Source organism: Flavobacterium sp., assembly GCF_027483985.1.
Taxonomy (GTDB): Bacteria; Bacteroidota; Bacteroidia; order Flavobacteriales; family Flavobacteriaceae; genus Flavobacterium.
This window is the reverse complement of sequence record NZ_JAIXTJ010000020.1, coordinates 49,951-70,913: the sequence shown is the minus strand read 5'-3', so window position 1 is coordinate 70,913 and position 20,963 is coordinate 49,951. Positions and strand designations below refer to the sequence as shown.

At 32.8% G+C, this 20,963-nt stretch carries 18 protein-coding genes and 1 tRNA gene; 17 read left to right on the top strand and 2 right to left on the bottom strand.

Annotated elements, in window-relative coordinates:
- Positions 1-61: 61 nt before the first annotated feature.
- From Q0050_RS04195 to Q0050_RS04115, 17 genes are all read left to right on the top strand, one after another.
- A complete protein-coding gene (locus tag Q0050_RS04195; RefSeq protein WP_298392756.1) occupies positions 62-409 on the top strand; it encodes an FtsL-like putative cell division protein in 348 nt (115 codons plus the stop codon).
- Positions 400-2,406, top strand: a complete 2,007-nt coding sequence (locus Q0050_RS04190) for a penicillin-binding protein (protein ID WP_298392755.1) — start codon at positions 400-402, stop codon at positions 2,404-2,406. Before Q0050_RS04195 ends, Q0050_RS04190 begins: the two co-directional genes overlap by 10 nt.
- Complete coding sequence (locus Q0050_RS04185; protein WP_298392754.1) at positions 2,403-3,866, top strand: UDP-N-acetylmuramoyl-L-alanyl-D-glutamate--2,6-diaminopimelate ligase; 1,464 nt, start codon at positions 2,403-2,405, stop codon at positions 3,864-3,866. Before Q0050_RS04190 ends, Q0050_RS04185 begins: the two co-directional genes overlap by 4 nt.
- 51 nt (positions 3,867-3,917) lie before the next feature.
- Complete coding sequence (gene mraY, locus Q0050_RS04180) at positions 3,918-5,144, top strand: phospho-N-acetylmuramoyl-pentapeptide-transferase (protein ID WP_298392753.1); 1,227 nt, start codon at positions 3,918-3,920, stop codon at positions 5,142-5,144.
- A complete protein-coding gene (murD, locus tag Q0050_RS04175; protein ID WP_298392752.1) occupies positions 5,144-6,478 on the top strand; it encodes a UDP-N-acetylmuramoyl-L-alanine--D-glutamate ligase in 1,335 nt (444 codons plus the stop codon). Before mraY ends, murD begins: the two co-directional genes overlap by 1 nt.
- Positions 6,479-6,507: 29 nt before the next feature.
- Positions 6,508-6,870 (top strand): four helix bundle protein, encoded by a 363-nt coding sequence (locus Q0050_RS04170; RefSeq protein ID WP_298392751.1) that lies wholly within the window; start codon positions 6,508-6,510, stop codon positions 6,868-6,870.
- A 58-nt stretch (positions 6,871-6,928) separates the two neighbouring features.
- A complete protein-coding gene (locus Q0050_RS04165; protein ID WP_298392750.1) occupies positions 6,929-8,311 on the top strand; it encodes an FtsW/RodA/SpoVE family cell cycle protein in 1,383 nt (460 codons plus the stop codon).
- Positions 8,312-8,410: 99 nt separating this feature from the next.
- The gene (murG, locus tag Q0050_RS04160) at positions 8,411-9,502 is read left to right on the top strand and encodes an undecaprenyldiphospho-muramoylpentapeptide beta-N-acetylglucosaminyltransferase (protein ID WP_298392749.1); all 1,092 of its coding nucleotides are present in this window, start codon (positions 8,411-8,413) and stop codon (positions 9,500-9,502) included.
- Positions 9,503-9,584: 82 nt separating this feature from the next.
- The gene (locus Q0050_RS04155; RefSeq protein WP_298392748.1) at positions 9,585-9,758 is read left to right on the top strand and encodes a hypothetical protein; all 174 of its coding nucleotides are present in this window, start codon (positions 9,585-9,587) and stop codon (positions 9,756-9,758) included.
- A 70-nt stretch (positions 9,759-9,828) separates the two neighbouring features.
- On the top strand, positions 9,829-11,172 hold the full coding sequence (gene murC, locus Q0050_RS04150; protein ID WP_298392747.1) for a UDP-N-acetylmuramate--L-alanine ligase: 1,344 nt from the start codon (positions 9,829-9,831) through the stop codon (positions 11,170-11,172).
- A 36-nt stretch (positions 11,173-11,208) separates the two neighbouring features.
- Positions 11,209-11,931: a cell division protein FtsQ gene (locus Q0050_RS04145; protein WP_298392746.1), complete on the top strand. Its 723-nt coding sequence runs from the start codon at positions 11,209-11,211 to the stop codon at positions 11,929-11,931.
- 65 nt (positions 11,932-11,996) lie between these two features.
- Complete coding sequence (gene ftsA, locus Q0050_RS04140; protein ID WP_298392745.1) at positions 11,997-13,382, top strand: cell division protein FtsA; 1,386 nt, start codon at positions 11,997-11,999, stop codon at positions 13,380-13,382.
- Positions 13,383-13,522: 140 nt separating this feature from the next.
- Positions 13,523-15,463: a cell division protein FtsZ gene (gene ftsZ, locus Q0050_RS04135; protein ID WP_298392744.1), complete on the top strand. Its 1,941-nt coding sequence runs from the start codon at positions 13,523-13,525 to the stop codon at positions 15,461-15,463.
- 278 nt (positions 15,464-15,741) lie between these two features.
- Positions 15,742-16,191 carry a GatB/YqeY domain-containing protein gene (locus Q0050_RS04130; RefSeq protein ID WP_298392743.1) on the top strand — a complete coding sequence of 150 codons (450 nt, stop codon included), beginning with the start codon at positions 15,742-15,744 and terminating at the stop codon, positions 16,189-16,191.
- 71 nt (positions 16,192-16,262) lie between these two features.
- A tRNA-Arg gene (locus Q0050_RS04125) sits at positions 16,263-16,336 on the top strand.
- A 16-nt stretch (positions 16,337-16,352) separates the two neighbouring features.
- Positions 16,353-17,150 (top strand): zinc-dependent peptidase, encoded by a 798-nt coding sequence (locus Q0050_RS04120; RefSeq protein ID WP_298392742.1) that lies wholly within the window; start codon positions 16,353-16,355, stop codon positions 17,148-17,150.
- Between the two features lie 105 nt (positions 17,151-17,255).
- Positions 17,256-19,106, top strand: a complete 1,851-nt coding sequence (locus tag Q0050_RS04115) for a T9SS type A sorting domain-containing protein (RefSeq protein WP_298392741.1) — start codon at positions 17,256-17,258, stop codon at positions 19,104-19,106.
- Positions 19,107-19,116: 10 nt separating this feature from the next.
- On the opposite strand, the gene Q0050_RS04110 is transcribed toward Q0050_RS04115, so the two are convergent.
- Positions 19,117-20,061, bottom strand: a complete 945-nt coding sequence (locus tag Q0050_RS04110) for a tRNA-dihydrouridine synthase (RefSeq protein WP_298392740.1) — start codon at positions 20,059-20,061, stop codon at positions 19,117-19,119.
- On the bottom strand, positions 20,061-20,723 hold the full coding sequence (gene rpe, locus Q0050_RS04105) for a ribulose-phosphate 3-epimerase (RefSeq protein WP_298392739.1): 663 nt from the start codon (positions 20,721-20,723) through the stop codon (positions 20,061-20,063). The genes Q0050_RS04110 and rpe overlap by 1 nt, the downstream gene beginning before the upstream one ends.
- Between the last annotated feature and the right edge of the window lie 240 nt (positions 20,724-20,963).

Here is a 20,963-nt window from a genome sequence, read left to right as displayed (position 1 = left end):
TTAGCAGTTTTCAAATTGAAAATAACTGAACACTGAATACTGAGCACTGAATACTAATAATATGAAGATTGGAATTTACAATATAGTAAAAGCAAAATTTCTTGTTAATGAAGACGCTACTAAAAATTGGCGTTTCATTGTGTTTTTGATTGTACTTGCTATTATTATGATTGCAAATACGCACCGATTTGAACAAAAAGTATTCAAGATTGCTGATTTGACAAATGAAGTAAAAGAATTACGTTCTGAATTTGTTGACAGACGTTCGGAGTTAATGAAATTAAAAATGGAATCTACGGTTTCAAAAAAGATGGAAGTTCGAAATATTTTTCCATCTCAGGTTCCACCACAAAAAATTAAAGTTAAACAACCAGAAGAAAAAAGTTTCTTTAAAAAAATATGGCAGTAGAAGATAAAAATATCTCTTACAGAATTTATCTAATGGCGTTCATCATCTTTTTGATGGCGTTGGCGATAACCATAAAACTTACTAATATACAGTGGGTAGAAGGCGACTATTATAGAAAATTAGCTAAAGACAGAACGGTTAAAACTTTTGTAATTCCGGCTAATAAAGGAAATATTTATTCATCAGATGGTAGTTTGTTAGCGACATCAATTCCTAATTATACTATTCGTTTTGATGCTGTAGCGCCAAAATCAGAAGATTTCGAAAGCAAAGTCGATTCGCTGGCAATGAGTTTGTCAAAATTATTAGGAAAACCTCGTTCTCATTTTGAATCACTTTTAAGAAAAGCTCGAACCAATAAAAGCAGATACACATTAATTGCTGAAGATTTAAGTTATACAGAATATTCGCAAATTAAGAAATTCCCACTTTTCAATAAAGGTGCTTACAAAGGTGGAATTATTGTAGAGCAAAAAACAGTTCGTGAACATCCAATAGGTAAAATCGCAGAAAGAACCATCGGTTACGATAGAGTTGATGAAAATGGAGTTCAAAAAAGAGTCGGCATTGAAGGTGCTTTCGGAAAATATCTTAATGGAAAAGATGGAAAAGTTTTAAAGCAAAAAATTGCTAAAGGACAATGGAAACCTATTCGTGATCAAAACGAAGTTGATCCACAAGATGGGTACGATGTAATTTCTACTATTGATGTTTATATTCAAGATATTGCACACCACGCTTTGTTAAAACAGCTAGAAGAATATGGCGCTGAACACGGTTGCGTTGTGGTAATGGAAACCAAAACAGGTCAAGTTAAAGCGATTTCTAATTTAGGAAGAGACGAAAAATCAGGCAATTATTATGAAACGATTAATTATGCTGTAGCCGAATCACACGAACCAGGTTCAACCTTTAAATTGGTTGATATGATTGCGCTTTTGGATGATAACAAAGTTGACACTTCAAAAGTTTATGATAGTCGTGGCGGTGTTGTAACTTATAGAGGAAAAAAAGTGCGCGATTCTCACGAAGGTGGTTACGGTAAAATTTCTCTTGGAAAAGGTTTTGAAGTTTCTTCCAATACCATTTTGGTTCAAGCTGTGGTAGAAAATTATAAAAATAATCCAGAGCAATTCGTAAATAGAATCAATAATCTTGGACTAAACAAACCTCTTGGATTGCCCTTTCAAGGCGAAGGAAAACCAATTGTGCACCAGCCATCAGAGGATAGTTGGAATCCTAATACATTACCTTGGATGGCTTTTGGATATAATGTTGCTGTTACGCCTTTACAGACTTTAACTTTATACAACGCTGTAGCAAACAATGGAGTAATGGTAAAACCACAATTTGTTTCTGAAATTAAAGAATGGAATAAAACCATTAAAAAATATGATAAACAAGTCATCAATCCGAAGATTTGTACCGATGCTACTATCAAAAAATTAAAAGCACTTTTAGCCAATGTGGTAAAAAGAGGAACGGCTGCAAAATTGTATTCTAAAGATTTTTCAATGGCAGGAAAAACAGGAACAGCTGCTGCAGGTTATGGAACTAATGGAGGAAGTGACAAATATTATATTTCCTCATTTGTAGGTTATTTTCCGGCAGAACATCCAAAATATTCTTGCATTGTTGTGGTTCACAAGCCAAATACTTCGATGAATAATTATTACGGTGCAGACGTTGCCGGACCAGTTTTCAAGAGAATTGCACAAAAGATTTTTACCGATGCGCCATCAACAAATGAAATAAAAAATCTTGATAAAAAAGTAGCCAAACAAGAAACTAAATATCAAGAATATTATACAAAAGCACAAAACATTAAAAATACAATTCCAAATCTAAAAGGAATGCCCGGAATGGATGCAGTAGCTCTTTTAGAAAATTTAGGAATTAAAGTAAAAGTAAAAGGAATTGGAAAGGTAAAAAATCAGTCGATTCAAGCCGGACAACCTGTTATCAAAAATACAATCATAACACTAGAATTATCGTGATCGTTTTAAAAGACATATTATATAAAGTTGCTATTGAATCTGTAAAAGGTTCAACAGAAATTGCTGTGAATAAAATCGAATTCGATTCGAGAAAAATTCAAGAGAATGATGTTTTTGTAGCCATTCGCGGAACAATTTCTGATGGTCACGACTTTATTGAAAAAGCAATAACTCTTGGAGCGATTGTAATCGTTTGTGATACATTACCTGAAGTAATCGTTGCTGGAATTACATACATTCAAGTTAAAGATACTAATTCGGCTTTGGCTTTTATGGCTTCCAATTACTATGATAATCCATCGTCAAAACTACGTTTAGTTGGAATCACAGGAACCAATGGTAAAACAACTATTGCTTCACTTTTGTATCAATTATTTAAAAAAGCAGGATACAAAGTTGGTTTGCTTTCCACAGTAAAAATTATGGTAAATGATGTGGAACATAAAGCAACACATACAACTCCAGATTCTTTAACCATCAATTATTTTTTAAATGAAATGATTGAAATCGGTTGTGACTTTTGTTTTATGGAAGTGAGTTCTCACGGAGTTCATCAAAAGCGTACCGAAGGTTTGCAATTTGAAGGAGGCGTTTTTACTAATTTATCGCACGATCATTTAGATTATCATCCAACTTTTGCAGAATATCGTGATGTTAAAAAATCGTTTTTTGATCATTTGCCAAAATCAGCTTTTGCATTAACCAATGTTGATGATAAAAACGGCGCGGTAATGCTCCAAAATACCAATGCAAGAAAATTAACGTATGCCTTAAAATCGTATGCTAATTATAAAGCACAAATTCTAGAAAATCAACTTTCAGGATTGTTGCTTAAAGTTAATGAAAATGAAGTTTGGGTAAAACTTATCGGAACATTCAATGCTTATAATTTACTAGCAATTTACGGAACCGCAGTTGAATTAGGATTAGAAAGTCTTGAAGTTTTGAGATTACTATCCGAATTAGAAAGCGTTTCAGGTCGTTTTCAGTTTATTGTTTCAAACGATAAAATTACTGCCATTGTAGATTATGCTCATACGCCAGATGCTTTAGAAAATGTCTTGAAAACCATCAATGATATTCGTACAAAAAACGAACAATTGATAACAGTTGTTGGTTGCGGTGGTGATAGAGATAAAGCAAAAAGACCAATAATGGCCAACATCGCAACACAAATGAGTGATAAGGTTATCATCACTTCTGACAATCCACGAACTGAAAATCCTTCAACCATTATCGCCGAAATGGAAGCAGGTGTTGAACCACAAAATTACAAGAAATCACTTTCTATTGAAGATAGAAAACAAGCCATAAAAACCGCGTGTCAATTAGCAAACGCCAACGATATCATTCTAATTGTGGGCAAAGGACACGAAACCTATCAAGAAATTCAGGGTGTTCGCCACGATTTTGATGATATGAAAATAGTTAAAGAATTTTTAGAACAAATGAACAAATAGTTGTTTAAAGCATTTAAACTTTTAAACTCTCAAACACATAAACTTTAAATTATGTTATACTACTTATTTGAATATTTAGACAAAACACTTGACATTCCCGGAACAGGAGTGTTTCAATATATCACATTTCGTTCCGCTTTAGCGTTGATGTTATCATTGCTATTGTCAACAGTTTACGGAAAAAAAATCATCACTTTTTTGAGAAATCAACAAGTTGGTGAAACCGTTCGTGAGTTAGGTTTAGCAGGTCAAACACAAAAAGCAGGTACGCCAACAATGGGTGGATTAATCATCATTTTTGCAACCTTGATTCCAGTTTTGTTGTTTACCAAATTAAATAATATCTATATCATTCTTCTTATTGTAACCACTCTTTGGATGGGAACCATTGGTTTTATTGACGATTATATTAAAATCTTCAAAAAAGACAAACAAGGTTTAAAAGGAATTTTTAAAGTTATTGGTCAAGTAGGTTTGGGAATTATAGTGGGTTCAGTATTGTATTTTAGTCCAGCAGTTACTGTTCGTGAAAAATCAGCTACGCCAATTACGTTCAACCAAACAGAAAATACTATTTCGCAACCTGCAAAAGAAATTAAAGCAACAACAACAACAATTCCGTTTACAAAAAACAACGAATTGGATTATGCACAAATCCTAAAACCATTTACAGACGATTATCAAAATTGGGCTTGGTTGGTATTCATCCCAATTGTAATCTTCATTATCACAGCAGTTTCAAATGGAGCAAATCTAACTGACGGAATTGATGGTTTAGCCGCAGGAACATCGGCAATATCAGTTCTTGCGCTCGGTATTTTTACATTTATTTCAGGTAATATCATTTTGTCTAATTATTTGAATGTAATGTATATCCCAAATTCAGGAGAGATGACCATTTTTATTGCTTCTTTCGTTGGAGCTTTAATCGGATTTCTTTGGTATAATTCTTATCCAGCATCAGTATTTATGGGTGATACAGGTAGTTTGACTATCGGTGGAATTATAGCAGTTTTAGCAATTTCAGTTAGAAAAGAAATGTTACTTCCGGTTTTATGTGCCATTTTCTTTGCCGAAAGCGCTTCAGTAATTATTCAGGTAACTTATTTTAAATATACCAAAAAACGTTTTGGCGAAGGCCGAAGAGTTTTCTTAATGTCACCATTACACCATCATTATCAGAAGAAAGGATACCACGAAAGCAAAATTGTAACTCGTTTTTGGATTGTAACCATTTTATTGGCGATTGTAGCAATTGTAACCTTAAAACTGAGATAATGAAGCGATTAGTAATTCTTGGAGGAGGCGAAAGTGGAGTTGGAACAGCAATTTTAGGGAAGAAAGAAGGATATGATGTTTTTGTATCTGATTTCGGAAAAATAAAAGACAATTATAGAGAAGTTCTTAATCAATATGAAATACAATGGGAAGACGAACAGCACACAGAAGATAAAATTCTAAATGCTGATGTAGTAATGAAAAGTCCGGGAATTCCAGAAAAAACTCCAATTGTAAAAAAGCTTATAGAAAAGGGAATTCCAGTAATTTCTGAAATCGAATTTGCTAATGATTTTACAAAAGCAATGACCATCGGAATTACAGGAAGTAATGGTAAAACAACCACAACAATGTTGACTTATCATTTACTAAAAGAAGGCGGATTAAATGTAGGATTAGGAGGAAACATTGGAAAAAGTTTTGCGTGGCAAGTAGCCGAAGAAAATTACGATTCATATGTGTTAGAATTAAGCAGTTTTCAGTTAGACGGAATCACAAATTACAAGCCACACATTGCCATAATAACAAACATAAGTCCAGATCATTTAGATCGATACGATTATAAATATGAAAATTATATCGCATCCAAATTTAGAATAACAATGAATCAAACCGAAGAGGACTATCTCATTTATGATGCAGATGATGAAGCGATCGGAAATTGGTTAAAAAGTAACAAAGTAAAAGCACAATTAATTCCATTTTCAATATCAAAAACAATTGAAAACGGAGCATTTTTAAACAACAATACTATGGAAATCAACATCAACCAAGAAGAGTTTTTAATGGAAACAGCAAACATCGCACTTGAAGGAAAGCACAATATGAAAAATGCTATGGCAGCAACTTCGGTAGCAAATATTTTGCGCATCAGAAAACAAACTATTCGCGAGAGTTTATCAAATTTTCAAGGTGTTGAACATCGTTTAGAAAAAGTGCTAAAAATTCACAATGTACAATACATCAACGATAGTAAAGCTACTAATGTAAACGCAACGTTTTTTGCTTTAGATAGTATGACAACGCCAACAGTTTGGATTCTTGGTGGAGTAGACAAAGGAAATGACTATGCCGAATTAATGCCGTTAGTGCATGAAAAAGTAAAAGCAATTATCTGTCTTGGTGTTGATAACAAGAAAATAATTGATGCTTTCGGAAATGTAGTAGATATGATGGTTGAAGTTGATAACATGAAAGATGCAGTAAATACAGCAAGACACATTGCAGAAAAAGGTGATACTGTTTTACTATCACCAGCGTGTGCAAGTTTCGATTTATTTCAAAACTACGAAGACAGAGGAAATCAATTCAAAAGAGAAGTAAGGAATCTATAATATTAGATATTAGATTTTAAATATTAGATATGACAAACGATCAGCTTAAAAATAGAACAAAGCAATTTTCATTATCTATTTTAAATCTAATTGAAAAGATGCCAAACTCAATGTCAACAAGAGTTGTTATTAATCAAATTGCTAAAAGTGCAACTTCTGTTGGAGCAAATTATAGAGCAGTTTGTAGAGCAAGAAGTGATAAAGAATTTGTTGCAAAGTTAAATATAGTTTTAGAAGAAGCAGATGAAACTCAATTTTGGTTAGAAATAATTGAAGAAATGAAATGGATTAATAAAACAGAATTGGATGTTTTGCAAAAAGAAGCTAATGAGCTAGTAGCAATTTTTGTTTCAACTCTCAAAACTGTAAACAACAGATTAAATAACAAATAAAAGATGAATGTCTAAGTAATAAATATCTAAAATCTAATATCAAATATCTAATATTAAAATGAAACAACTAATAAGCAGACTATACGGAGATAAAGTCATTTGGGCATTTGTGGCTCTTTTGGCGTTGTTCTCTTTTATGCCTGTTTTTAGTGCGAGTAGCAATTTGGCTTATATGCGTCACGGCTCAGGAAATGCTTTGACCTATCTGCTAAAACACGCTATTCACATTACTATTGGTTTCGTTATAATTTATCAAGTTCATAAAATTCCTTATCATTATTTTAGAGGAATTTCACGAATTGCATTGCCAATTGTTTGGGTTTTATTGGTGTATACTTTAGTAAAAGGAACCGTTATTGACGGAGCAAATGCCAGTCGTTGGATTCAAATTCCGTTTATCGGGATATCCTTTCAAACATCAACCTTTGCAGCAATTGTGTTGTATATTTTTGTGGCGAGATATTTATCGAAATCAAGAGAGGTTGCACCCGATTTTAAACAATCGTTGATTGATCTGTGGACGCCAGTGTTTATAACAGTTGGATTAATTTTTCCAGCTAACTTTTCTACAGCAGCATTGATTTTTTCAATGGTTATTATGCTGACTTTTATTGGTAAATACCCATTAAAATACATCGGAATTATTCTAGGAACAGGATTGCTTTTAGGATTGTTTTTCATTCTAATTGCAAAAAAATTCCCAGATGCTTTTCCTAATCGTGTCGATACTTGGATTAGTCGTATTGATAATTTTACAAGCGATAAACCAGATGAAGATGATTATCAAATTGAGAAAGCAAAAATTGCAATAGCTTCAGGTGAAATTTACGGACTCGGACCAGGAAAAAGTGTTCAAAAGAACTTTTTACCGCAATCTTCTTCCGATTTTATTTTCGCCATAATTGTGGAAGAATTCGGACTTTTTGGTGCGCTAACAGTTTTGTTTTTCTACTTAATGTTATTATTCCGATTTGTGGTAGCATCGCACAAAGCGAATTCGCTTTTCGGAAAATTAGTCGTCGTCGGACTCGGTTTTCCAATAATATTTCAAGCATTAATCAATATGGCTGTTGCAGTCGAGTTGTTGCCTGTTACTGGACAAACCTTACCTTTAATTAGTTCAGGAGGAAGTTCTGTTTGGATGACTTGTATTGCTCTCGGAATTATTCTAAGCGTTACCAAAAAAGAAGAGGAAATTGCTAAAGAACTAGAATTAGCCGAAAAAGAACTCGAAGAGAAGAAGAAAAGAGATGAAGTATTACAAAGAATCATCGACCGAGAACTAAACGGTGTAGAAGAGGAAGCAAGGAATGAAGTTGATGAAAATCAAGAAAAGATTAACCAAATGAAAGCATCCATAAAGGGTAAAATAATGGAAGAAGATTATTCAATAGAAGAAAATCCAATGTTAGCCATAAAAGGAATGCGAAAAAGAAATTAGAGTTACAAATTCCAGCAGAGAAAAAAAAACCAAAATGAATTAAAAACTCCAGCGGAGTATAACGTTTATTGCAAATTCGTACAAATTCGTGTTTAAAATATGAAAAAATTAAAATTTATTTTAAGTGGTGGCGGAACAGGTGGACATATCTATCCTGCAATTGCTATTGCTAACGAATTAAAATCGCGTTTTCCAGAGGCAGAGTTCCTATTTGTAGGAGCACAAGACAAAATGGAAATGCAGAAAGTACCTCAATCGGGTTATGCTATTGAAGGAATTTGGATTGCAGGTTTGCAAAGAAAGTTGACGTTACAAAATGCAATGTTTCCATTAAAATTAGTTAGTAGTTTATGGAAATCTCGAAAAATAATTAAAAAGTTCAAACCAGATGTTGTTATTGGAACAGGCGGCTTTGCAAGCGGTCCGTTATTGCAAATTGCCAATAGTTTGAATATTCCAACAGTAATACAAGAGCAAAATTCCTATCCTGGAATTACCAATAAATTACTAAGTAAAAAAGCCAATGCCATTTGTGTCGCTTATGAAAATTTAGATCGATTTTTTCCAAAAGATAAGATTGTGTTTACAGGAAATCCGGTTCGTCAAGATATTTTAGATATCGATTCTAAAAGAAGTGAAGCTTTGTCTTATTTCAATTTAGATGAAAATAAAAAGACATTACTAATCATTGGCGGAAGTTTAGGTGCTCGAAGAATAAATCAATTAATTGCAAAAGAACTTGATTTTTTGCGCAATAACAATTTGCAAATAATTTGGCAATGTGGTAATTTATATATGTCAGATTACAAGCATTTTTCTGAAACGGAAAATGTTCAAGTAGTTTCATTTATTGACAGAATGGATTTGATTTATGCTGCGGCAGATTTCGTGATTTCTCGCGCTGGAGCTTCATCAGTTTCTGAATTATGTTTGGTAGGAAAACCGACTATTTTTATTCCATCACCAAATGTAGCTGAAGACCATCAAACCAAAAATGCTAAAGCAATTGTAGATAAAAATGGTGCTTTATTATTAAAGGAAAGTGAGCTAGACGAAAAATTCGAATCGGTTTTCAATAAACTAATTCACGATGAAAATTTACAAAAAAGTCTTAGCGAAAACATGAAAAAATTAGCCAAGCCAAACGCAACAAAAGATATAGTTGAACAGATAGTAAAACTAATACAATAGCAATGACAATAGCAATTTCAAAAATCAAATTTACATTTTGAATTTTGAGATTGATTTTTGAAGTTGAATTTTAAATTAAAGTATGAAAACAACTTTTAAAGGTTTAATATTTCTTGTCATTGGTATTTTAATATTATTGTATGTGTTTTATAAAAGAAGGAAAAATAAAGATATTAATGATTTTAGAGGAATTATTGCAGGTATTGGATCAACAGCTTTTGGAATATATTTAATTTATGAATCAATAATAGATTAATAGTTCGTGCAATTTTCGCAATCAAAATCATTCGAGAAAATTCGAGAAATTCGTGTCAAAAAAAAGAAAAATGAATCTAAATCAAATACATAACGTCTATTTCATCGGAATTGGAGGCATCGGAATGAGTGCTTTGGCTCGTTATTTCCAGAACATTGGAAAAAATGTTTCGGGTTACGATAAAACACCAACGATGTTAACCGACGAATTGATCGCTGGCGGAATGAACATTCATTTTGAAGATTCAATTGCGGCAATTCCTGCTGATTATTATGCGGAAAATACTTTGGTAATTGTTACACCAGCGGTTCCAGTTTCTCATTCAGAATGGAATTATTTTCTTGAAAGAGATTACGTAATTAAAAAGAGAGCTGAAGTTCTTGGTTTGATTACAAAAGATACGTTCTGTTTTGCAGTTGCAGGAACACACGGTAAAACAACCACATCAAGTATTCTTGGTCATATTTTGTACGAAAGTGGAGCTGATGTTACTGCGTTCCTTGGCGGAATTGTAGAAAATTATCACTCTAATTTAATCGGAAGCGGCAAAACAATAACCGTTGTTGAAGCCGATGAATTTGATAGATCGTTCTTGCATTTACATCCCAATATTGCTTGTGTAACCTCAATGGATGCAGATCATTTAGATATTTACGGCGATGCTTCTGCAATCGAAGATTCGTTTAGAGAATTTGCCAATAAAGTGCAGGATAAAACCAAAATATTTGTCCCAAATGGATTGGATTTAGAAGGTTTGACCATAGCAATTAATGAAGAAGCAACGTTCAAAGCATTCAATATTCGAATAGAAAATAGTGCGTACGTTTTTGATGTTCAAACACCAACAGAAATAATAAAAGATATCGCTTTTGGTTTACCAGGACATCATAATTTAATGAATGCGCTAATGGCCTTAGCAATGGCTAAAACTTATGGAACTCCAACCGAATCCATAGCCAAAGCTTTAGCCACATTTAAAGGTGTACAAAGAAGATTTTCGTATCAAATAAAATCAGAGAATCGCGTTTATATAGATGATTATGCACATCATCCAACAGAAATTAATGCGGTTCATCAAGCCGTGAGAGAATTGTATCCAAATCAAAAAGTTTTGGCTATTTTTCAACCACATTTGTTTAGTAGAACCAAAGATTTTGCAGACGATTTTGCTAAAAGTTTATCGCAATTTGATGAAGTTCTTTTACTAGATATTTATCCAGCAAGAGAATTACCAATGGAAGGAATTACAACTTCATGGTTAATGTCGAAGATGACAAATGATGATAAAAAATTAGTTTCAAAAGAAGCATTAATTGGCACAATTTTAGAAAGTGATGCGAAGATCATTGTTACGATTGGAGCAGGCGATATTGGCGAATTAGTACCATCAATAAAAAGAGCTTTAGCTGAATAATTTTCAATTGAAGTTGAATTAAAAAAATAAATAATTATGAAATTTCTAAAATGGAACAATATCCGATTAATACTAATGTTTGCATTGGTTGTTTTTCTGTATTCGTTTACGTCAAATAGAAATTCACATCGTAAATTAAAGAAATCAGAAGTGATTTTTGTTGGAGATAACGTCAATTTTGTTAAACAAGAATCGGTTAATAAATTGTTAATAGAAAATAGTTCCGACGTGAAAACCATTGAAAAATCGGACTTAAATTTGAACAAATTGGAAAATTCTATCAACAAACATCCTATGGTTGAAAAATCAGAAGTTTTTGTAAGTGTTGATGGTGTTCTAAAAGCGGAGGTGAAACCAAAAACACCCATAGCTAGAGTATTTAATGAGAATGGTTCTTTCTACATTGATTATGAAGGGAATAAGATGCCACTTTCAAACGTAAGTACCGCTAGAGTACCGCTAATTTCGGGGGTTATTGACAACACAAATAAGAAGAAATTATCCGAAGTTTTGAAGATGATTTACAACGATGAATTTTTAAAGAAAAATATCATTGGTGTGCAAGTTTTGCCCGATGCGAGCCTAATAATGACGAACAGAAACTATGATTTTAAAATCGAGTTTGGCAAAATGGTAAACGAAGAAAAGAAATTTAATAATTATAAAGCGTTTTTTCAAAAAGCAGTTTTAGATACAACGCTTAATAATTACAAGAAAATAAATTTGATTTTCACACATCAAGTTGTTTGCACAAAATAACAACGTTAGGAAATTAAAGAAGTAGATATAGAATAAATATTGTATCGAGTAAATTAGTTGACAATATGGAGAACAGAGAAAACATTGCAGTTGGTTTAGACATCGGAACTACGAAAATCGTAGCGATGATTGGTAAGAAAAATGAGTACGGCAAACTTGAAATTTTAGGCCTTGGAAAAGCCAAAAGTTTAGGTGTAGCTCGTGGTGTAGTAAATAATATTACACAAACCATTCAATCCATCCAACAAGCAGTTTTAGAAGCGGAAGAAAACTCAGGATACAAAATTAATGATTGCGTTGTTGGTATTGCTGGACAACACATTCGTAGTATTCAACACACGGATTACATCAGTAGAAGCAATCCAGAAGAAGTAATTAGCGGTAAAGATATTCAATTACTAATTGATCAAGTTAATAAATTAGCAATGTTGCCAGGTGAAGAAATTATTCACGTGTTGCCACAAGAATTCAAAATCGACGGACAATCTGAAATCAAAGAACCAATTGGTATGTATGGTGGACGATTGGAAGCAAGTTTTCACGTGGTTGTTGGACAAGCAGCTTCGATCAGAAATGTGGGAAGATGCATCCAAAGTTCTGGAATTGAATTGTCAGGATTAACATTAGAACCTTTAGCTTCAGCAGATGCGGTTTTAAGTCAAGAAGAAAAAGAAGCAGGTGTTGCTTTAATAGATATTGGTGGTGGAACAACGGATTTGGCAATTTTTAAAGACGGAATCATTCGCCACACAGCAGTAATTCCTTTCGGAGGAAATGTGATTACAGAAGATATTAAAGAAGGTTGTTCAATCATCGAAAAACAAGCAGAATTACTGAAAGTAAAATTCGGTTCGGCTTGGCCAGGTGAAAATAGAGACAACGAAATTGTTTCAATTCCAGGATTACGAGGTAGAGAACCAAAAGAAATTTCTTTGAAAAACTTATCTAAAATCATTCACGCTCGTGTGGTTGAAATTATTGAGCAAGTTTTTACTGAAATCAAAGTTTACGGACACGAAGATCCAAGAAAAAAATTGATTGCAGGAATTGTTCTTACAGGCGGTGGCGCACAATTGCAACACATTAAACAATTAGTGGAATACATCACAGGAATGGATACTAGAATTGGATATCCAAACGAACATTTGGCAGGAAATTCAAGCGATGATATTTCAAGTCCATTGTTTGCTACAGCAGTTGGATTAGTTATGAATAGTGTTGCAAATAATACGCAAAGCGCTTATAAATTAGAATTGAGTCAAGCTATTCCACAACCAAGACCAATTGTTAAACCAGTTGTAGAAGAAGTACAGGAAGTTGTTCAACAACAAGAAGCACCAATTGAAAATAAAGTTGAAAAAGAATTGGAAACAACAGAAGGTAAAATCAGAAAATCATTTTTTGATAAGTATGTTGATAAAATCAAAGATTTCTTAGACAACGCAGAGTAATTAATATTAGATTTAAAATATCAAATATTAGATTTAAAAAGAAAAACAAAACAAGAATACAGAATAAAAGTTAGCAGTTTTAAGTAACAGTTAATAATAAAGACAATAACGAATCCGGAGGATTCAAACCTTTATAAATTATGATAAGCAACTCAGAATTTGGAAGCATCTCATTTGATTTACCTAAAAATCAATCAAATGTTATTAAAGTTATCGGAGTTGGTGGCGGTGGAAGCAACGCAATCAACCACATGTTTAAACAAGGAATCAAAGGTGTAGATTTCATCGTTTGTAATACTGATTCTCAGGCATTACAAAATAGTCCTGTGCCAAATAAAATTCAGTTAGGTGTAAACTTAACCGAAGGTCTTGGTGCTGGTGCAAATCCTGATGTTGGACAACAATCAGCAATTGAAAGCGTTGATGAAATTGAAAAAATGTTAGACAGCAATACCAAAATGGTTTTCATCACTGCAGGAATGGGTGGTGGAACAGGAACTGGTGCTGCGCCGGTAATTGCTCAATTAGCTAAAGAAAGAGATATTCTTACCGTTGGTATTGTTACAATTCCATTTCAATTTGAAGGAAAAGTGCGTCAAGACCAAGCATTAGCTGGAGTTGAAAGATTAAGAAAACAAGTAGACTCATTAATTGTTATCAATAATAATAAATTAAGAGAAGTTTATGGAAATCTTGGTTTCAAAGCAGGTTTCTCTAAAGCTGATGAAGTTTTAGCTACTGCATCTCGCGGAATTGCTGAAGTAATTACACACCACTACACACAAAATATCGATTTAAAAGATGCTAAAACGGTATTGGCTAACAGCGGAACTGCAATAATGGGTTCAGCTATCGCAAGTGGTGAAAACAGAGCAAAAGATGCTATCGTTTCTGCTTTAGATTCTCCATTGTTAAATGATAATAAAATTAAAGGTGCTAAAAACGTATTGTTGCTTATCGTTTCTGGTACACACGAAATTACTATCGACGAAATCGGAGAAATTAATGACCATATTCAAGCAGAAGCAGGTCACAACGCCAATATTATTATGGGTGTTGGTGAAGATGAAGCTCACGGTGAGGCTATTGCAGTTACTATTATTGCTACAGGTTTTAATGTAGAACAACAAGCTGAAATCGTAAATGTTGAACCTCAAAAAATTATTCATTCTTTAGAAGACGAACAAAAATTAGTTCGCGACTTAACGCAAAAACCAATTGATTTTTTTCAATCGAAGGTAGCGACTCCAATTGAAGTTACTGCCGAAGTAAAAGAAGAAAAAATTGTTTTTGAATTGATCGAAGAAGAGGTAAAACCAGAGCCAGTTATTGCTAAAGTTAATGAAAACGAGCTTATTGCAATGAATGATTTCATCCGCAATTTAGATGTAACGTTCGAAATCGTTTCTCCTATAAAAGATATCGATTTTACTTTTACAACTCCAGCGGTAAACGAAATTAAAGTGGTTGAACCACAAGTTGTTGCTAGAGAAGAAGAACAAATTACATTCTCTTTTGATTTACCAATTGCAACACCAGTTCAAAATAAAGTGGAAGAAGATCGAATTATTTTAGACTTATCTGCTGAAACAAAAGATATTAAAGTTAATGAGCATGTTGAATTTGTTCCAGTAACTGAGGTTAATCAAAACGGAGTAATCAAATATTCTCTTGAAGAATATATGGAAATTGAAAACGATTTATTGGCTTCTAAACCAGTTGCGAAAATAGAAGAACCAATAGAAGAGTCTTTAAATTTCACAATGAAAGTAGCTGAACCAGCAAAACCATCTTACGCTACACATTCTGATATTTCTCCAATGGAAATGACTATCGAAGAAACGTTGAAACTACGTGCCGACGAAAGAAGACGTAAATTAAAAGAATTCAATTACAAGTTTCACAACAACCCATCTAGAGTTGACGAACTTGAAAGAGAGCCAGCATACAAAAGATTAGGAGTAGATTTAACAGAAAATCAAAGCCTAAACAACAATTCAAGAATGTCATTAGGAACCGATAGTAACGACGATATTCAGTTACGTTCTAACAATTCATTCCTTCACGATAATGTAGATTAATCATAAGTTAATTAAAAATGAGTAGCCCGAAAGTTCAATTGAAATTTCGGGTTATTTTTTTTACCTTTGTGTGGCTTTTTGGATGCATACTGAAGAATTTCAGTAGCGAATGGTTTGCGCATTTTTGCAATCCATTTTCCTGCTTTCCACAGTATCTTTTATTTTGTTGCCTTCGAGAACCGAAGGCAACAAAATAAAAGGATACTTGTTCCAATCAGGGCTAATAAGCAATCCATTTGAATAAAATCTAATATCTAATATCAAAAATCTAATATAAAATGAGTTTACAATCAAAAATAATGGACGTAATGAAAGATGCGATGCGTTCTAAAGACACAGTGGCATTGGAAGCATTGCGAGCTATCAAATCAGAATTATTGTTAGCACAAACTTCTACGGGTTCAAAAGAAGAAATTTCAGAAGCTGACGAAATCAAAATTTTACAGAAATTGGTAAAAATGCGAAAAGACAGTGCTGAAATATACAAAACGCAAAACCGTCCTGATTTAGCAGAGCCAGAATTAGCACAAATTGCTGTAATCGAACAATTCCTTCCAGCACAACTTTCAGAAGCTGAAGTAGAAGCAATCGTTGCTAAAATCATTGCAGAAACTGGAGCATCAGGAATCGCATCAATGGGAAAAGTAATGGGATTAGCCTCAGCACAAATCGGCGGACAAGCAGAGGGTAAAACCATTTCAGCTATTGTTAAAAAACTTTTGGTTTAATTTATAAGTAATTAGTAAAAAGTGATTAGTAATAAGCTATTCACTTTTCACTAATCACTTTTCAGTAAATTGGCTTTGTAGCTCAATTGGATAGAGCACTGGATTTCGGCTCCAGCGGTTGAAGGTTCGACTCCTTTCAAAGTCACAAAAACATACATTACTTGATATTATTATACCTTCTTTTTGCTGCTGTAACAGTGTTTTTTTTCTTTGTTATTTACTCAGTAATCGAGGAAAAATATGGTGTGATTTTCAATAAACCATTTTATATCCATTTCTATCCAACAATAAAAACATTGGATGCCAATCAGTCGTATGTTTTAAACAAGCATTTTGATTATTACAATTCACTGTCTGATAAAAAGAAAACATACTTTGAACATCGCGTTGCAACTTTCATCGAACGATATGAATTCATAGGTAAAGAAGATTTTTTAATAACAGATGAAGTTCAAGTTTTGATTGCCGCTACTTCGGTAATGTTAACCTTCGGATTTAGGAAATATTTATATACTAATATTGATAAAGTAGTAGTCTATCCTTCGGTTTATTATTCAGAAATTAATGATGCTTATCACAAAGGTGAGTTTAATCCGCGAATGAAAGCTATTGTTTTTTCATGGGAAGATTTCAAAGCTGGTTACGAAATTAAAAACGATAATTTAAATCTCGGAATCCACGAATTTGCTCACGTACTTCATCTTCACGGCATAAACAGTCAAGACACAAGTGCTATAATTTTTTCAAGAATGTATGATAAAATTCGTAAAGAAGTTGAACATCCAGCCAATAGAGAACGATTAATCAATTCTGACTATTTCAGGATTTATGCTTACACCAATCATTTTGAATTTCTAGCTGTTATTATCGAACATTATTTTGAATCACCTCATTTATTCAAACAAGAATTTCCAAAACTTTTCGAAAATGTAAGCAAAATGCTGAATCATAAGCATTAGTTCTTTTTATATTTTTTTTATAGTTCTGTTTTGAAAGTAATTTCCTTATTATATTTTTAATAATCTAAATTTAAATTGATTAACTTTGATTAAATTTTATTGATTATGAAAAAGATTACTTTCATTTTTTTGTTTCTCTTTACTAATATTATTGCAAATGGTGCAATAATTTCTAATATTGTAATGCCGGTACTGCCAAATTTAGAGTTATGTGATCAAAATAATGATGGTTTTGAAAACTTTGATTTATCAGTTCAGACTCCTCTAATTCTGGCTGCGCAAACTACTTCAGTATCTAATTATAATGTGTCATACCATTTGACGTTGACTGATGCTAATGTTGGAGCAAATTCTTTAAATGTGAATAACTATGCCAATATATCAAATCCACAAACTATTTATGCTAGAGTTGTGAATATAACCACATCAGAATTTGAAGTTGGAAACTTTCAATTAATTGTTAATCCAACAGTTGTGCCTATTTTTGTTCCAATGTCACCATTATGTCAAAATTCAATACCTCCAATTTTACCAAGCACTTCTGTTGATGGAATTGTTGGAACTTGGTCACCTTCAACTATAGATACTTCAACTGTTGGGTCGCAAATATTTACTTTCACTCCATATTATGATCAATGCGCAACGGTAATTACAATTGCTATTTCTGTTGTTGCTGTGTCACCATCTACGTTGGTACTAAGTTCACCGACATCAACAACTAATCAAACGGTTTGTCCTTATCAGTCCATAACAAATATCACATACGAATTTGGAGGAAGTGCTTCCGGAGTTGAAGTAAATGGTTTGCCGTCAGGTTTATTTTCTTCTATAACAAATTCAACGTTAACCATAACAGGCGCGCCAACCTCATATGGTGATTTTGATTTTACGGTTACAACAATTGGAGGATGTACTGTTGAAACTTTAAACGGTTCTATAACAGTTACCACGCCACCTTTTGCTAATACATTTTTAAATATTAACCTATATCAATGTGGTTCACCACAAGGAATTGCAAATTTTGATTTATCAGGACAACCAAGTACAATTCTAAATGGTCAATCAGGTTTATCTATTGGTTTTTATCCAAGTTTACTAGATGCTACCAATAATGTTAATAGTATATCAAATCTTACGTCTTATACAAACGTAAGTCCTTTTACTCAAGAATTAGGAATTAGAATTACTGATTTAACAACTGGATGTTATAAAATTTTTCCTGTAATGTTAGTTGCAAAACCATCACCTGCTATTATTGGAATAGGTTATACAATCGTAAATAATTCAGGAATTCAAACAATTACCGTAGATGTCGATGGTACTGGAATTTATTCGTACTCTATTGATGGAGGACCTTTTCAAACGAGTCCTGTTTTTCAAAATGTTTTATTAGGAAACCATACATTAACTATAAGTGATACATTAGTAGGTTGTTCGACAATAATCAATGATGTAGTTGTAAATCTTACTACAACCGCGCCTCCTACAGGTAATGTTATTCAACAATTTAATCAAGGTGCTACATTAGCAGATTTATCTGTAGTTGGTCAAAATATACTTTGGTATTCAGGAGCAAATAAAAGTAGTATCTCATCGCCATTGCCATTAAATACTCTTTTGGTTGACGGTACAACTTATTATGCTTCTCAAAAAATTGGTGGATATGAAAGTGCATCACGTTTGCCAGTATTGGTTCAGCTTTCTTTAAAGAATACAGAATTTGAAATAAATAGTTTAGCTTTCCAGCCTAATCCTGTTATTGATTTTTTGAATCTGAAATCAACTGAAATTATAGATAATATAGTAGTTTATAATCTTGTAGGACAAGAAGTATTTTCTAGAAAACTTAATAATTCTGATGTTAAAATTGATTTGTCAACCTTGAACTCGGGAATTTATTTGCTGAAAATTAGCTCGATTAATCAAGCAAAGTATATTAAAATTTCAAAAAAATAATGAAATTAAATCATCCATTTTTAAAAACCGCTTTAACGGTTTCTTCATAATTTCGAATGCTTTTTGCTTTTCTGATGTTTTTTTCAACCTTATGAGGATTGTCAAAAGTAGTTGAAAAGTACTCCCACAAATGGTGCATTTTCAATAAAATGTGAGTTGCGCCAGATAGTGATTCGCTATAACCTTGATAAAGTGTTTCGTGAAAATCATTAAACAATTCCATTTTGTTTTTAGGATATTCTAAAGTGTTTTCCTTAATCATACTAGGCAAAAAAGGATCAGAAATCAATCCTCTTCCAATCATCCAATGGTCAATGGTAGGAAACAATTCTTGCATTTCTCTAAACTTTGTTACCGAAGTAATATCGCCATTGTAATATAATTTGTGTTTGGTAGTGTCAATACATTTTTGAAAAGCTTCAAGATGAACGCCACCTTTGTAAAGTTGTTTTCCAATGCGAGCGTGAATTGCTATATTTTTAATTGGATATTTATCAAGAATTGGTAATACATCCAGAATTTCGTTGGTTGTATCATAACCCAATCGCATTTTCATAGAAACAATAATATCAGATTCGGAATGAACTCTATTAAGTATGGTATCTATTTTTTCGGATTCTTTTATCAATCCCGAACCCATTCCACATTTGGTAACCATTGGATACGGACAACCTAAATTCCAATTTAATTCCTTATAACCTAATTCCTGAACATATTTTGCAACAAATAAAAATTCGTCAGCATCGTTAGTTATCACTTGTGGAATACATTCTAAACTCGAATTATTTTCGGGTAATAAATCTCTTTCATACGAAGATTTAATAACCAACTTTCCATTTAAACGAATGTAGGGCGCGTAAAAAGTATCAATTCCGCCAAAATACTTGTTTTGGGCATTTCTAAAACGAAAGTCGGTAAATCCTTGTAAGGGTGATGAAAGTAGGGTAAAGCTCATTAAATAGAGGTCATTTTTTTCAATTCTGAAATTGTCTCTTTAGGATTTTCAGCTTTAAACACAAAACTTCCTGCTACTAGAACATCTGCGCCAGCTTCAACTAATTGAACCGCGTTTTTACTAGTTACTCCACCATCGATTTCAATGATAGTTGAAGCATTGTTTCTAGTGATGATTTCTTTTAATTCTTTCACTTTTTTGTAAGTATTTTCAATGAATGATTGTCCGCCAAAACCTGGATTAACACTCATAATGCAAACCATATCAATATCTTTAATCACATCTTCCAATAAATTTACATTAGTATGAGGATTTAGAGCAACTCCAGCTTTCATTCCTTCAGCTTTTATAGCTTGTAAAGTTCGGTGTAAATGTGTGCAAGCTTCATAATGAACTGTGAGTATATTTGAACCTAAAGCAGCGAAAGTTTTAATGTATCTATCAGGATCGACAATCATTAAGTGAACATCGATTGTTTTTTTAGCATGTTTAGAAATAGCTTCTAAAACTGGCATTCCAAAAGAAATATTCGGAACAAAAACACCATCCATAATATCAATATGAAACCAATCGGCTTCACTATTATTAATCATTTCGATGTCGCGTTGTAAGTTAGCAAAATCAGCAGCTAGAACTGATGGTGCAATAAGTGTGTTCTTCATTTTGTAGTGTGTGTTGTGTTTTAAGATTTCAAAATTCGTTGTTCAACATTGAATATTCAACCTTATTGTTGTTTTGCAAAGATACAATAATTAAAAATATTTTGAATGTTGAATATTCAACTTGGAATTTTGAATGTTGAAGTTTGTATAAAAACAAAACTCCGGAAACCCGAGCAATTTTGCGAACAGACTGGAGTTTTGTTTGCCGTGCAAAAAACAAAACTCCGGTAATCAGCCGGA

What these genes read in the sequence shown, in the direction of transcription:
- ftsZ (WP_298392744.1), top strand. Translation starts at nt 13,523, where the DNA reads ATGATAAGCAACTCAGAATTTGGAAGCATCTCATTTGATTTACCTAAA.
- murG (WP_298392749.1), top strand. Translation starts at nt 8,411, where the DNA reads ATGAAAAAATTAAAATTTATTTTAAGTGGTGGCGGAACAGGTGGACAT.
- rpe (WP_298392739.1), bottom strand. Translation starts at nt 20,723, where the DNA reads ATGAAGAACACACTTATTGCACCATCAGTTCTAGCTGCTGATTTTGCT.
- murC (WP_298392747.1), top strand. Translation starts at nt 9,829, where the DNA reads ATGAATCTAAATCAAATACATAACGTCTATTTCATCGGAATTGGAGGC.
- Q0050_RS04145 (WP_298392746.1), top strand. Translation starts at nt 11,209, where the DNA reads ATGAAATTTCTAAAATGGAACAATATCCGATTAATACTAATGTTTGCA.
- Q0050_RS04115 (WP_298392741.1), top strand. Translation starts at nt 17,256, where the DNA reads ATGAAAAAGATTACTTTCATTTTTTTGTTTCTCTTTACTAATATTATT.
- Q0050_RS04165 (WP_298392750.1), top strand. Translation starts at nt 6,929, where the DNA reads ATGAAACAACTAATAAGCAGACTATACGGAGATAAAGTCATTTGGGCA.
- murD (WP_298392752.1), top strand. Translation starts at nt 5,144, where the DNA reads ATGAAGCGATTAGTAATTCTTGGAGGAGGCGAAAGTGGAGTTGGAACA.
- Q0050_RS04110 (WP_298392740.1), bottom strand. Translation starts at nt 20,061, where the DNA reads ATGAGCTTTACCCTACTTTCATCACCCTTACAAGGATTTACCGACTTT.
- Q0050_RS04130 (WP_298392743.1), top strand. Translation starts at nt 15,742, where the DNA reads ATGAGTTTACAATCAAAAATAATGGACGTAATGAAAGATGCGATGCGT.
- Q0050_RS04195 (WP_298392756.1), top strand. Translation starts at nt 62, where the DNA reads ATGAAGATTGGAATTTACAATATAGTAAAAGCAAAATTTCTTGTTAAT.
- Q0050_RS04155 (WP_298392748.1), top strand. Translation starts at nt 9,585, where the DNA reads ATGAAAACAACTTTTAAAGGTTTAATATTTCTTGTCATTGGTATTTTA.
- Q0050_RS04190 (WP_298392755.1), top strand. Translation starts at nt 400, where the DNA reads ATGGCAGTAGAAGATAAAAATATCTCTTACAGAATTTATCTAATGGCG.
- mraY (WP_298392753.1), top strand. Translation starts at nt 3,918, where the DNA reads ATGTTATACTACTTATTTGAATATTTAGACAAAACACTTGACATTCCC.
- Q0050_RS04170 (WP_298392751.1), top strand. Translation starts at nt 6,508, where the DNA reads ATGACAAACGATCAGCTTAAAAATAGAACAAAGCAATTTTCATTATCT.
- ftsA (WP_298392745.1), top strand. Translation starts at nt 11,997, where the DNA reads ATGGAGAACAGAGAAAACATTGCAGTTGGTTTAGACATCGGAACTACG.